The sequence below is a fragment of the Kitasatospora sp. NPDC087861 genome, assembly GCF_044742585.1.
Classification (GTDB): Bacteria; Actinomycetota; Actinomycetes; order Streptomycetales; family Streptomycetaceae; genus Kitasatospora.
This window is the reverse complement of record NZ_JBIUUS010000006.1, coordinates 134,828-147,542: the sequence shown is the minus strand read 5'-3', so window position 1 is coordinate 147,542 and position 12,715 is coordinate 134,828. Positions and strand designations below refer to the sequence as shown.

The window sequence follows — 12,715 nt, the reverse complement described above, 5'->3', positions numbered from 1 at the left end:
GGTGTCCTGGCGAACTCCGGGCGCTGCTGCGGCACAGGGGCACTCTCTCACTACACACCAGCCGCCGGCACCCCCCGGGTGGAGGGGAGCCGGCGGCTGGAGGTGTTCAGCCAAGTCAGCGCTTGGGGCGCCAGACGACGAGGGCGCTGGACTGGGTGGGGGGCTGGTACGGGACGAGGTCGCGGCGGTAGGAGGCGTGGACGGCGGCCTCGCGCTGCTGGAGGGCGGTGGCGGCGCCCTCCAGGGAGTCGACGAGCTCGGTGATGCGGGACTGGAGGGCCGTGACCTGGTTCTCCAGCTCGATGATCCGCTTGATGCCGGCCAGGTTGATGCCCTCGTCCTGGGACAGCCGCTGGACCTCGCGCAGTTGCTGGATGTCGCGCGCGGAGTAGCGGCGGCCGCGGCCGGCGGTGCGGTCGGGGCAGACGAGGCCGAGGCGGTCGTACTGGCGCAGGGTCTGCGGGTGCAGGCCGGAGAGTTCGGCGGCGACGGAGATGACGTACACCGGGGTGTCCTCGGTGAGTACGTACTGCGGTGGGGCGGCGGGGCGCCGGGTGCGGCGGCTGTCGCCGGGCAGGCCTTCGCCGATGCCGGGCCCGATGGGGCCGATGCCGGGGCCGATGGGGCTGTCGGGGATCATCTGGTCGTCACGCTCCCTTCGCCGCCCGGAAGAGGGCGGCTCGTGGGTCGTCGGAGGCGGTGGCCTCGCGGTACTGCTCCAGGGCGTTCAGCGCGTCGCCGGAGACGCGCTGCGGCACCACGACCTCGACGGTGACGAGGAGGTCGCCGCGGGTGCCGTCCTTGCGGGTGGCGCCCTTGCCGCGGGCGCGCATGGTGAGGCCGTTGGCGCTGCCGGGGGGCAGCTTGAGCTTCACGGCGGGGCCGTTGAGCGTGGGCACCTCGATGGTGCCGCCGAGGGCGGCTTCGGGGAAGGTGACGGGGACGGTGACGGTGAGGTTGTCCCCCTTGCGCCCGAAGACGGGGTGCGGGTCGACGTGCACGGTGACGTAGAGGTCGCCGGGCTGGCCGCCGCGTTCGCCCTGGGCGCCCTTGCCCTTGAGCCGGATGCGCTGGGCGTCCTGGACGCCGGCCGGGATGCGCACCTGCATGGTGTGGGCGGAGCTGGCCCGGCCGCTGCCGTGGCAGTCGGCGCACGGGTCGTCGACGATCATGCCGCGGCCGCGGCAGTCCTTGCACGGCTCGGAGAGCGCGAACGCACCCTGGCCGCGGCTGACGGTGCCGGCGCCGACGCAGGTCGGGCAGACCCGCGGGGTGGTGCCGGACTTGGCGCCGGTGCCGTTGCAGCTGCGGCAGGGGGCCTGGCTGGTCATCCGGAGGGGGACGGTCGCGCCGTCGACGGCCTCGTCGAAGGCGAGGGTGACCTCGGTCTCGACGTCGGTGCCGCGCCGGGGCTGGGCCTGCCGGCCGCCGCTCCGGTTGAAGAGTCCGCCGAAGACGTCGCCGAGTCCGCCGCTGCCGGTGTTCTGGCTGCCGCTGAAGAGGTCGCCGAAGTCGAAGCTGTAGCTGCCGGTGCCCTGGCCGGGGCCGCCGGCCCGGAAGCCGCCGTTGGCGAAGAGGCTGCGGGCCTCGTCGTACTCCTTGCGGCGCTTCTCGTCGGACAGGACGTCGTAGGCCTCGGAGATGTCCTTGAACCGCTCTTCGGCCTTGGTGTCGCCCTTGTTGGCGTCCGGGTGGAACTCGCGTGCGAGCTTGCGGTAGGTCTTCTTGATCTCGGCGGCGGTGGCGTCCTTGGGCACGCCGAGGACCTTGTAGTAGTCCTTCTCCACGTAGTCCTTGCCACTCATGCGTCCACCTCGCTCCGCTCGGCAGCCGCTTCGCGCAACACGCACCTGCCAACGATTCGCTCGCTGCGCCTGCTCATCAGCTGCCGCCACCTCCCGATGTCCATCGTCGCTGCGCTGTCAACAGCCCGTCCGCCGGCCGCCGCTGACAACGCGCTGCGGAGCCGGCCGCCGTACTGGCCGGCGTACGACTCCGCAGCGCACTGGTTTTCAGCTGTCACGGGTTGTCAGCTGTCCGAGCCACCGTCGGACTTGTCCGCGTCCCCGGACTTCGCCTCGCCGTCCGGCGCGGCCGTGGTCTGGGTGCCCGGCTGGGGCTCCGCGACGGCGACCATGGCGGGGCGGATGATCCGCTCGCCGATCCGGTAGCCGGGCTGGAGGATCTGCACACAGGTGTCCTCGGTGACGTCCGAGGAGTAGCTGTGCATCAGCGCCTCGTGCATGGTCGGGTCGAAGGGCTCGCCCTCCTTGCCGAACTGCTGCAGGCCCAGCTTGGCGACGACCGTCTCCAGGGACTCGGCGACGGACTTGAAGCCGCCGGTGACCTCGCCGTGCTCGCGGGCGCGGCCGATGTCGTCCAGCACCGGGATCAGGGACTCCAGGATGTTGGAGACCGCGATCTCGCGGACCGTCAGCCGATCGCGCTCGACCCGCTTGCGGTAGTTCTGGTACTCGGCCTGCAGGCGCTGCAGGTCGCCGGTGCGCTCGGACAACTCCCGCTTGGCGGTGGCGAGTTCGTCCGAACCGGAACCGGATTCGGCGGCACCGGCCGCGGCGGCCTCCTCGGCGGCCTTGATCACGGCCTCGTCGGCGGCGGAGTCGTCGCCGGGCTTGCCGCCCTGCGGCTTCTCCGTCATGCCGCACCACCCTTGGGCTTCTCGTCGTCCACGATCTCGGCGTCGACGACGTCGTCGTCCTTGGCCTGGGCGGACTCGCCGGCCGGGGCGGCACCGGCGGCGTCGGCGTTGGCGTACAGCGCCTGGCCGAGCTTCTGCGCGGTGGTGGAGACCTTCTCGGACGCCTCGCGGATCTTCGCGATGTCCTCGCCCTTCAGGGCCTCCTTGAGCTCGCCGATGGCGGTCTCGACCTCGGTCTTGACGTCGGCGGGGAGCTTGTCGGCGTTGTCGGCGATGAACTTCTCGGTCGAGTAGACGAGCTGCTCGGCGGAGTTGCGGGTCTCGACCGACTCGCGGCGCTTGTGGTCCTCCTCCGCGTACTGCTCGGCCTCGCGCATCATGCGCTCGATGTCGTCCTTCGGCAGCGCGGAGCCGCCGGTGACGGTCATCTTCTGCTCCTTGCCGGTGCCGAGGTCCTTGGCACCGACGTGCATGATGCCGTTGGCGTCGATGTCGAAGGTGACCTCGATCTGCGGCAGGCCACGGGGGGCCGGCGGCAGGCCGGTCAGCTCGAACATGCCGAGCTTCTTGTTGTACGCGGCGATCTCGCGCTCGCCCTGGTAGACCTGGATCTGCACGGACGGCTGGTTGTCCTCGGCCGTGGTGAAGATCTCCGAGCGCTTGGTCGGGATCGTGGTGTTGCGCTCGATCAGCTTGGTCATGATGCCGCCCTTGGTCTCGATGCCGAGGGACAGCGGGGTGACGTCGAGCAGCAGGACGTCCTTGACCTCGCCCTTGAGGACACCGGCCTGGAGCGCGGCGCCGATGGCGACGACCTCGTCCGGGTTGACGCCCTTGTTGGCGTCCTTGCCGCCGGTCAGCTCGCGGACGAGCTCGGCGACGGCCGGCATACGGGTCGAGCCGCCGACGAGGACGACGTGGTCGATCTCGGAGAGCGAGATGCCGGCGTCCTTGATCACGTTGTGGAACGGGACCTTGCAGCGCTCCAGCAGGTCCGAGGTCAGCTGCTGGAACTGGGCCCGGGTGAGCTTCTCGTCCAGGTGCAGCGGGCCCTCGGCGGAGGCCGTGATGTACGGCAGGTTGATCGAGGTCTCGGAGGACGAGGACAGCTCGATCTTGGCCTTCTCGGCGGCCTCGCGCAGACGCTGCAGGGCCATCTTGTCCTTGGACAGGTCGACGCCGTGGCCGGCCTGGAAGACCTTGACCAGGTGGTCGACGACCTTCTGGTCCCAGTCGTCACCACCGAGGTGGTTGTCACCGTTGGTGGCCTTCACCTCGACGACCCCGTCGCCGATCTCCAGCAGGGAGACGTCGAAGGTGCCGCCGCCGAGGTCGAAGACCAGAATGGTCTGGTCGTCCTTGTCCAGGCCGTAGGCCAGGGCGGCCGCGGTCGGCTCGTTGACGATGCGCAGGACGTTGAGGCCCGCGATCTCACCGGCCTCCTTGGTGGCCTGGCGCTCCGAGTCGGAGAAGTACGCCGGGACGGTGATGACGGCGTCGGTGACCGTCTCGCCCAGGTACGCCTCGGCGTCCCGCTTCAGCTTCTGCAGCACGAAGGCGCTGATCTGCTGGGGGTTGAAGTCCTTGCCGTCCAGGTTGATCTTCCACCCGGTGCCCATGTGGCGCTTGACCGAGCGGATGGTCCGGTCGACGTTGGTGACCGCCTGGCGCTTGGCCACCTCGCCGACCAGGACCTCGCCGTTCTTGGCGAAGGCGACGACGGACGGCGTGGTCCGAGCGCCCTCGGCGTTCGTGATGACGGTGGGCTCGCCACCCTCCAGAACGCTGACGACCGAGTTCGTCGTGCCGAGGTCGATGCCGACCGCGCGTGCCATCGTAGGTACCTCCACGGAAGAGTTGAGCTTTACAGGCTCAAGGATGCACGACGGGGCGGGCGCCGTCAACAGGTATGAGCCGGACCCACTCAACTTTTCTGAGCGGGTGCGGGCCCGGGTGTGGACGGCCGCGCCCCGGGATCGCGGCGCGGGTGGCGGCGCGGGTGGCGTCACGTGTGGCGCCACGTGACTGTCGCCATAGCTTGGGAACCTTCTGGAGAACTGTCGGTGGGCGGTATTGTCCGGGCCGTCGGCCCGGAAAGTTACCGACGAGTACACTTCTTTCGGAAGCACCTTCAGAACCACCTCCAGAACCACCGTCAGAACCAAGAGACTGCTCAACAGCAAGCCGCAGGAGACGGAGAGCCGATGCAGCTAGCAGCGATCGTCATCTCGCTGGTCACGTTCGTGATCGGCACCGCGCTCGCCGCCCGTGCGGCGCTGTACATCTACAAGGTGGTGCGGACCGGCCAGCCGGACTCCAGCCGCTTCGGACAGCCCGCCCAGCGGGTGAAGACCGTCGCGGTCGAGTTCGTCGGCCACACCCGGATGAACCGCTGGGGGATCGTGGGCATCGCCCACTGGTTCGTCGCGGTCGGCTTCTTCAGCCTGGTGCTGACCATCGTCAACGCCTTCGGCCAGCTCTTCGACGCCGAGTTCGCGCTGCCGATCATCGGCCACTGGATGCTGTGGCAGCTCTTCGTCGAACTGGTCGGCACCCTCACCACGCTGGGCATCGCGACGCTGATGGTGATCCGGCTGATGAGCCTGCCGTCGAGGTCCGGCCGCAAGTCCCGCTTCGCCGGCTCGATCGCCTGGCAGGCCTTCTACGTCGAGTACACGATCCTCGGCATCGGCCTGTGCATCCTGATGCTGCGCGCGCTGGAGGGCGCCCTCAACGGCGTCGACTCCTACGGGCCGGAGCACCTGGTCTCGTACCCGCTGGTCTCCGCGTTCAGCGGGCTGTCGCACGGCACGCTGGAGAACCTGATCTACCTGTTCGCGATGCTGAAGATCTGCATCTCGTTCGCGTGGGCGGCCACCATCGGCATCAACCCCTCGATGGGGGTGGCCTGGCACCGCTTCCTCGGCTTCTTCAACATCTACTTCAAGCGCGAGGAGGACGGCGGCACCGCGCTCGGCGCCCTGCGCCCGATGACCAGCGGCGGCCAGCCGATCGACTTCGAGGACCCGGCCGAGGACGCCGTCTTCGGCGTCTCCCAGGTCGAGCACTTCTCCTGGAAGGGCATCCTCGACTTCTCCACCTGCACCGAGTGCGGCCGCTGCCAGTCGCAGTGCCCGGCCTGGAACACCGGCAAGCCGCTCTCGCCGAAGCTGCTGATCATGAGCCTGCGCGAGCACGCCTTCGGCAAGGCGCCGTACCTGCTGGCCGGTGGCGGCAAGGACATGGAGGGCGAGGAGCGCGCGACGGCCGAGCAGCTCAAGGACGTCCCGGCGGCCGCCCTGGCCGAGGCGGAGCGCCCGCTGATCGGCACCGCCGAGGAGAACGGCGTCATCGACCCGGACGTCCTGTGGTCCTGCACCACCTGCGGCGCCTGCGTCGAGCAGTGCCCGGTGGACATCGAGCACATCGACCACATCGTCGACATGCGCCGCTACCAGGTGATGATCGAGTCCTCGTTCCCGACCGAGGCCGGGACGATGCTCAAGAACCTGGAGAACAAGGGCAACCCGTGGGGCATGGCCACCAAGGCCCGCCTGGACTGGGTCAAGGAGCTCAAGAAGGAGACCGGCATCGAGGTGCCGGTGATCGGCGAGGACATCGACCCCGCCGAGGTCGAGTACCTCTACTGGGTCGGCTGCGCCGGCGCCCTGGAGGACCGCGCCAAGAAGACCACCAAGGCCTTCGCCGAACTGCTGCACACCGCGGGCGTGAAGTTCGCCATCCTCGGCAAGGAGGAGTCCTGCACCGGTGACTCCGCCCGCCGTCTGGGCAACGAGTTCCTCTTCCAGATGCTCGGCGCGCAGAACGTCGAGACGCTGAACGCGGCCCTGGAGGACGCCCCGGTCAAGCGGATCGTCGCCACCTGCCCGCACTGCTTCAACACCATCGCCAACGAGTACCCGCAGCTGGGCGGCCACTTCGAGGTCATCCACCACACCCAGCTGCTGCAGCACCTGATCGACGAGGGCAAGCTCGTCCCGGTCAACCCGGTCGAAGGCCTGATCACCTACCACGACCCCTGCTACCTGGGCCGCCACAACAAGGTCTACAGCCCGCCGCGCGAGATCATGGACAAGGTCCCGGGGCTGCGCCAGCAGGAGATGCACCGGCACAAGGAGCGCGGCTTCTGCTGCGGCGCCGGCGGTGCCCGGATGTGGATGGAGGAGCGGATCGGCAAGCGGATCAACACCGAGCGCGTGGACGAGGCGCTGTCGCTCAACCCGGACATCGTCTCCACCGCCTGCCCGTTCTGCCTGGTGATGCTCTCCGACTCGGTCAACGGCAAGAAGAACGAGGGCGCCGCCAAGGAGCACCTGAAGGTGGTCGACGTCGCCCAGCTGCTGCTCGACTCGGTGAAGGCGACCCCGCCGGCCGCGGCCGACGAGCCCGCGACGGTGGACGCGTAGCGACCCCTGTTCGACAGTTCTGCTACAACTGCCCGGCCCGGTGGGCGCCGCGAGAGCGCCCGCCGGGCCGGGCTTTTGGGGCGCCTGCGGCGGGCCTGTCGCGGGCTTGTTCGGGGCCCGTTCGGCGCTTGTTGGGGCCCTGTTCGGGGTCCGGCGCGGAGCGGGCGGCGGGCCGGAGGCGCGGCTGGACCCGTGGGGGAGTGGTGCCAATCGCACGGCCGCCTGAGTGCGCCCCGGTTGGAAGGAAATACAGTAGGCGCCAGACCGGCCTCGTGCCGGTCGACCCGTTCCGGACGCCCGGAACGGGTCCAGACCACCGACGGAGGTATCGGCCCGCCGGGCCGGGCCGCAGAGACCACAAGGGGAACAGCGCAAACCATGACCGAGGCGATCATGCTGGTCGGTGGTAAGGGCACGCGACTGCGTCCGCTGACCACCCACACCCCCAAGCCGATGCTGCCGGTGGCAGGCGTCCCGTTCATCGCACACCAGCTGGCCCGCGCGGCCGCCGCCGGCGTCACCCGCGTCGTGCTGGCCACCTCGTACCTGGCCGAGGTCTTCGAGGACCACTTCCAGGACGGCACCCCGTACGGCATAGAGCTGGTCTACCTGACCGAGCGCGAGCCGCTGGGCACCGGCGGCGCCATCCGCAACGCCGCGACCGGGCTGACCTGCGGCCCCGACGAGCCCGTCCTGGTCTTCAACGGCGACATCCTCTCCGGTGTCGACATCGCCGCCCTGCGCGACGGCCACGTGGCCGCCGGGGCCGACGTCACCCTGCACCTCACCCGGGTCGAGGACCCGCGCGCCTTCGGCCTCGTCCCGACCGACGAGAACGGGCGGGTGCTGGAGTTCCTGGAGAAGCCGGAGACGCCGGAGCAGATCGTCACCGACCAGATCAACGCCGGCTGCTACGTCTTCACCCGGTCCGTCATCGACCGCATCCCGGCTGGCCGGGAGGTGTCCGTCGAACGCGAGACCTTCCCCGAACTGCTGGCCACCGGCGCGCTGCTGCGCGGTGTCGTCGACACCTCGTACTGGCTCGACCTGGGCACCCCGGCCGCGTTCGTCCGCGGCTCGGCCGACCTGGTGCTCGGCAAGGTCGACTCCCCGGCCGTCCCCGGGCCGACCGGCGACGCCCTGCTGCTGCCCGGTGCCACCGTCCACCGCGGCGCGGTGCTCAGCGGCGGCACCGTGGTCTCCGCGGACGCGGTCGTCGAGGCCGGCGCGATCGTCGAGGGCAGCGTGATCCTGCCGGGCGCGGTGATCGGCCCGGACACCCTGGTCAAGGACTCCATCGTGGGCTCCTTCGCCGCCGTCGGCGCCCGCTCGGCGCTGGACGGCGCGGTGATCGGCGACGGCGCGATCGTCGAGTCCGACAACGAGCTGCCGAACGGCATCCGGATCGCCTGCGGCACCCTGCTGCCGGTCGGCGCGGTCCGCACCTCGGCCGGCCCGGGCGGCTGCCCGGCCGGCACCGCCGCGGCGGCCGCGGTGCACGGGCCCTCGGTCACCGCGCAGCGGTAGGACCGCGGGCCGGTGGGGCCGCGCAGCGGTAAGGCTGCGGGCTGGTAGGGCTGCGTAGCGGTAGGGCTGCGGTACGGCCGCTGGTGTCCGAGGCGGGGCCGCCGAACGGCCGTGGCTCCGCCGGGGAGGCCGGGTTTCGGCCGCGTTCGTCTCAGGCTCGCTGCAAACCGGCCCCGGCTCCGTCCAGGCCGTACGCGGATTGGGCCGGACGGGTACCGTCAGAGCGTGGCTGGTAATCGATACGACAGCGGTCAGGGCGCCGACCCCCACGGCGGGTGGGCGCCCCCTCCGCCGCCGGCGGGGACGCCCGGGGGGCACGGGCAGACGGACGGGCCGGAGTACTTCACGGCCCCGCACCGGGCTGCGCCCGGCGGCCCCGACGGCATACCCGGGGGGCCGGGCGGCGTGCCCGGACCACAGGGCGGCGGCTACGACCCGTACGCCGCCGACCGGCCCGGCAGCACCCGGGCCTTCCCGACCGGCGGCGACCCGTACGGCCAGGAGCCGCCCCACCAGGGGTACTACGACCAGGGCCAGTACGCCGGGTACCCGCAGGAGGGGTACGGCTCGGAGGGCTACGACCAGGGCGGGTACCCGCCGGGCGACGGCCACGACCAGGGCGGCTACGGCTCGCAGCAGCAGCCGTACGGCCAGGACAACGTCACCGTCTACCGGGCCGGCGGCCAGTCCGCCCCGCACGTCGCCGGGCCCCGCCCGCATTGGCGCGAGCTGCTCCTCGGCATCTTCCGCGCCCCGACCGCGACCTTCGACCGCACCCGCGACCACCAGGTCTGGCTGCCGGCGCTCACCGTTTCGATGCTGTACGGCGCCCTCGCGGTGCTCGGCATCGGCCTGACCCACGACGACATCGTCAATTCGACCTTCACCGTCGCGCTGACCGGCATCGTCGCCGCCGCGATCGGCTTCGCCGTGGCCGGAGCGATCTTCGGCGGGGTCACCTACGCGCTGGCCCGCCAGCTCGGCGGGGACGGCCCGTGGAAGTCGACGGTCGGCCTGGCCGCGCTGATCGGCTGGCTGACCGACGCACCCCGGCTGCTGCTCGACCTGGTGCTGCCCTCGGGCAGCGCGGTCGTCCAGGTCGCCGGCTGGGCCACCTGGGCCCTCTGCGCGTTCCTGCTGACCAGCATGGTCCGGCGGGTGCACGACCTGCCCTGGGGCAAGGCGGCCGCCGCCTCGGCGCTGCAACTGCTCGCGCTGCTGGTGCTGATCAAGCTGCCGACCCTGGGCTGATCGAACCGCTGGCCCCGTACTGATCGAGCTGCCGACCCCGTACTGATCAAGGCGCCGCACCGCGGACGGCAGAATGGTGGACGGGCCCGGTCGTACCGGGCCCCGTCCACCCTCGTCGTTTCACGTCACCGGAGCCAGGAATGACCCTCCCCAGCACCCACGTCAGCTTCCCGTCCGGGGCGGTGACCGGGGAGTCCCCGGTGCTCGCGGTGCATTCGCTGGCCGACGGCCGGTACGCCGTCGTGACCGCCGCCACCCCGTTCCACCCGCTCGACCACACCTGGCCCGACCAGCCCGCCGACCTCGGCACCCTCACCGTGGACGGCGCCGAACTGGCCGTCGTCGACTGCCTGACCGGCGCGGTCGGCCCGGATGGCGGCGCCCCCCTGGTCGGCGCCGACATCCCGGTCCGCCGCGGCGACGAGGAGTGGTCCTGGCTGGTCCTGCACGTGGTCGACGGCGACCCGGGCGACCTGGCCGGCAAGACCGCCGTCCTCACCGTCGACGCCCACCGCCGGGGCGCCCTCAGCGCCTCGCACAGCGGCTGCCACCTGCTCGCGCTCGCCCTCAACGAAGCCCTCGCCCCGCGCTGGCGCAAGGACCCGGGCCGTTCCGACGCCTTCGGGAACCCCGACTTCGACAGCCTCGCGATGGCCACCTCGGTGATGGACACCGAGGCCAGCACCGACACCTACCGGCTGGGCAAGTCGCTGAAGAAGAAGGGCTTCACGGCGGACGCCACCGACGAGCTCCCCTCGCTCGCCGACGCCCTGCCCGCCCTCACCGAGGCCGTCAACACCCGGCTCGCCGCCTGGGTCGCCTCCGACGCCCCGGTCCGCATCGAGGTCCCCGGCCCCGAGCTCACCGCCCGCCGCCAGTGGCACTGCGAGCTGCCCGAAGGCGGCGCGCAGATCTTCTGCGGCGGCACCCACCTCCACCACCTCGGCGAACTCGCCGAACTCCGCACCGAACTGCGGCTCTCCGAGGACGGCACCGAACTGGTCGCCGTCACCCGCCCCAAGCGGGCCTGAGCCGCCCAGCAACGCCGCGGGCGGCCACCCCTCGTCGAGGGATGGCCGCCCGTCCGGTGCGCTCTGTTGCGGGTCAGACCTCGGTGCGGTGGAAGTTCAGGTACGAGCGGGACGGCGTCGGGCCGCGCTGGCCCTGGTAGCGCGAGCCGTACCGCTCCGAGCCGTACGGGTGCTCCGACGGCGAGGAGAGCCGGAACAGGCAGAGCTGCCCGATCTTCATCCCCGGGTACAGCTTGATCGGCAGCGTCGCGACGTTCGACAGCTCCAGCGTCACGTGGCCGCTGAAACCGGGGTCGATGAAGCCGGCCGTCGAGTGCGTCAGCAGGCCCAGCCGGCCCAGGCTCGACTTGCCCTCCAACCGGGACGCCACGTCATCGGGCAGCGAGATGACCTCGTACGTCGAGGCCAGCACGAACTCGCCCGGGTGCAGGATGAACGCGTCGTCGCCCTCGGGCTCCACCAGCCGGGTCAGGTCCGGCTGCTCCTCGGAGGGGTCGATGTGCGGGTAGCGGTGGTTCTCGAACACGCGGAAGAAGCGGTCGAGGCGCACGTCGATACTCGACGGCTGGATCATCGCCGGGTCGAACGGGTCGATGACGACCCGGCCCAGGTCGATTTCGGTCCGGATGTCCTTGTCAGAGAGCAGCACGCTTCGAGGTTACGTGCACGACAGGGCCCCGGACGAATCCGCCCGGGGCCCGTTCCGTCCTCGCGTCGACCGTCAGGCCAGGAACTCCGCGGCCTCCAGCCGCATCGCCCGCGCCAGTTGCGGCGCCGACAGCTCCTGCACGTCGGCCAGCACCGAACTCCTGAGCCGTCCGCACTGCGGACAGCGGATCAGCCGCCCGGGCCCGAGCCGGCCCGGACCGAGGTTCTGCATCGGGAACGTGGTGGTGCTGAACAGGTGCCCCTCGGCACAACGAACGACGGCGCGCTGCTCCATCGATCCCCTTCCCATCCCTAACCCAGTACTCACCCGTACTCATCGCGCCCCGGCGGACCGAGCCCCGGGACAGCGTCACATTAGGGGATGTTCCGGACATTCCACACCATGGCTCGCCGCCCCGACCCCACCCCACCGGAGCACTCGTACGCGGCCCACACAGTACGCCCCTCACCCGCCTCCACCCCGCTCCGCCACGTCCCCGGGCGGGCCGTGCAACCACAGTCACGGATGGGGTACAGTGACACTGGATCGAGCGGTCTCTGACAGCTCATCAGGCGGGCGTAGTTTAATGGTAGAACATGAGCTTCCCAAGCTTAGAGCGCGAGTTCGATTCTCGTCGCCCGCTCCATACCGAAAGCCGCAGGTCAGTTGACCTGCGGCTTTCGCGTTGTCTGGGCCAATCGGGGCATGCCTGTTAGCCCCGTGCTGGAAGGCTGCCGCTGGGTCTGATCAACGGATTTCTACTCGGGGCCGTGCACCCTGGGCGGGCGAGTGGCGATCTTCTTCCAATGGCGAGATCTACTTGCTGCCGGCCACTCGTCGATCACAAGAACGGCAAGACCCACTTGTCTCCATGAGTCGTGTGCTCGGTGGGATTGTCAGGGGCCGTAGTCGGCCGGCGGTACCGAGGGCTTGGGCGGGGCGGGCGTCCTGGTCGGGTGAGAGTCCGAAGCGGACGGTGCGAGGGTTGTGGGGCACCGTGCTCGCCGACGAACAGCAGGCCGTCTTCGCCGCCATCCCTGGCCGTCCGGCTCTCCGCCTTCCCCCTCGCAGTCGCCCGGGCCGCACCTCGTGCTGAGGCTGGACGGGCAGAAGGCGTACCGCAGCACCCCCTAATGCTCATATCATCTCAGTGTTTGTATGGATGCCTAAC

At 70.7% G+C, this 12,715-nt stretch carries 9 protein-coding genes, 1 tRNA gene and 1 pseudogene; 5 read left to right on the top strand and 6 right to left on the bottom strand.

Features of this window, described 5'->3' with window-relative positions; translation table 11 throughout:
* Window positions 1–115: 115 nt before the first annotated feature.
* From ACIOJE_RS11610 to dnaK, 4 genes are all read right to left on the bottom strand, one after another.
* Window positions 116–640, bottom strand: coding sequence for a heat shock protein transcriptional repressor HspR (locus ACIOJE_RS11610; protein WP_400775340.1), 525 nt, complete (start codon window positions 638–640; stop codon window positions 116–118).
* Between the two features lie 7 nt (window positions 641–647).
* Window positions 648–1,805, bottom strand: a complete 1,158-nt coding sequence (gene dnaJ / locus ACIOJE_RS11605; RefSeq protein ID WP_400775339.1) for a molecular chaperone DnaJ — start codon at window positions 1,803–1,805, stop codon at window positions 648–650.
* A gap of 224 nt (window positions 1,806–2,029) precedes the next feature.
* Window positions 2,030–2,659 carry a nucleotide exchange factor GrpE gene (grpE, locus tag ACIOJE_RS11600; RefSeq protein ID WP_400775337.1) on the bottom strand — a complete coding sequence of 210 codons (630 nt, stop codon included), beginning with the start codon at window positions 2,657–2,659 and terminating at the stop codon, window positions 2,030–2,032.
* Window positions 2,656–4,494 (bottom strand): molecular chaperone DnaK, encoded by a 1,839-nt coding sequence (gene dnaK / locus ACIOJE_RS11595; protein WP_280673750.1) that lies wholly within the window; start codon window positions 4,492–4,494, stop codon window positions 2,656–2,658. The genes grpE and dnaK overlap by 4 nt, the downstream gene beginning before the upstream one ends.
* A 369-nt stretch (window positions 4,495–4,863) precedes the next feature.
* Here dnaK and ACIOJE_RS11590 point away from each other — a divergent pair, with 369 nt between their 5' ends.
* From ACIOJE_RS11590 to ACIOJE_RS11575, 4 genes and pseudogenes are all read left to right on the top strand, one after another.
* The gene (locus ACIOJE_RS11590) at window positions 4,864–7,086 is read left to right on the top strand and encodes a (Fe-S)-binding protein (RefSeq protein ID WP_280673748.1); all 2,223 of its coding nucleotides are present in this window, start codon (window positions 4,864–4,866) and stop codon (window positions 7,084–7,086) included.
* Between the two features lie 378 nt (window positions 7,087–7,464).
* A pseudogene (locus tag ACIOJE_RS11585) lies at window positions 7,465–8,538 on the top strand (sugar phosphate nucleotidyltransferase); the annotation flags it as partial.
* Window positions 8,539–9,018: 480 nt separating this feature from the next.
* Complete coding sequence (locus ACIOJE_RS11580; RefSeq protein WP_400775333.1) at window positions 9,019–9,864, top strand: YIP1 family protein; 846 nt, start codon at window positions 9,019–9,021, stop codon at window positions 9,862–9,864.
* Between the two features lie 140 nt (window positions 9,865–10,004).
* Complete coding sequence (locus ACIOJE_RS11575) at window positions 10,005–10,895, top strand: metal-dependent hydrolase (RefSeq protein ID WP_280673744.1); 891 nt, start codon at window positions 10,005–10,007, stop codon at window positions 10,893–10,895.
* A gap of 73 nt (window positions 10,896–10,968) precedes the next feature.
* Here the strand turns inward: ACIOJE_RS11575 and dcd are convergent, their stop codons facing one another.
* Window positions 10,969–11,544 (bottom strand): dCTP deaminase, encoded by a 576-nt coding sequence (gene dcd, locus ACIOJE_RS11570; RefSeq protein WP_280673742.1) that lies wholly within the window; start codon window positions 11,542–11,544, stop codon window positions 10,969–10,971.
* A 72-nt stretch (window positions 11,545–11,616) separates the two neighbouring features.
* The gene (locus ACIOJE_RS11565) at window positions 11,617–11,838 is read right to left on the bottom strand and encodes a hypothetical protein (protein WP_153461495.1); all 222 of its coding nucleotides are present in this window, start codon (window positions 11,836–11,838) and stop codon (window positions 11,617–11,619) included.
* 278 nt (window positions 11,839–12,116) lie between these two features.
* Here ACIOJE_RS11565 and ACIOJE_RS11560 point away from each other — a divergent pair.
* A tRNA-Gly gene (locus ACIOJE_RS11560) sits at window positions 12,117–12,190 on the top strand.
* Window positions 12,191–12,715: the final 525 nt, after the last annotated feature.

What these genes read in the sequence shown, in the direction of transcription:
- ACIOJE_RS11610 (WP_400775340.1), bottom strand. Translation starts at nt 640, where the DNA reads ATGATCCCCGACAGCCCCATCGGCCCCGGCATCGGCCCCATCGGGCCC.
- dnaJ (WP_400775339.1), bottom strand. Translation starts at nt 1,805, where the DNA reads ATGAGTGGCAAGGACTACGTGGAGAAGGACTACTACAAGGTCCTCGGC.
- grpE (WP_400775337.1), bottom strand. Translation starts at nt 2,659, where the DNA reads ATGACGGAGAAGCCGCAGGGCGGCAAGCCCGGCGACGACTCCGCCGCC.
- dnaK (WP_280673750.1), bottom strand. Translation starts at nt 4,494, where the DNA reads ATGGCACGCGCGGTCGGCATCGACCTCGGCACGACGAACTCGGTCGTC.
- ACIOJE_RS11590 (WP_280673748.1), top strand. Translation starts at nt 4,864, where the DNA reads ATGCAGCTAGCAGCGATCGTCATCTCGCTGGTCACGTTCGTGATCGGC.
- ACIOJE_RS11575 (WP_280673744.1), top strand. Translation starts at nt 10,005, where the DNA reads ATGACCCTCCCCAGCACCCACGTCAGCTTCCCGTCCGGGGCGGTGACC.
- ACIOJE_RS11565 (WP_153461495.1), bottom strand. Translation starts at nt 11,838, where the DNA reads ATGGAGCAGCGCGCCGTCGTTCGTTGTGCCGAGGGGCACCTGTTCAGC.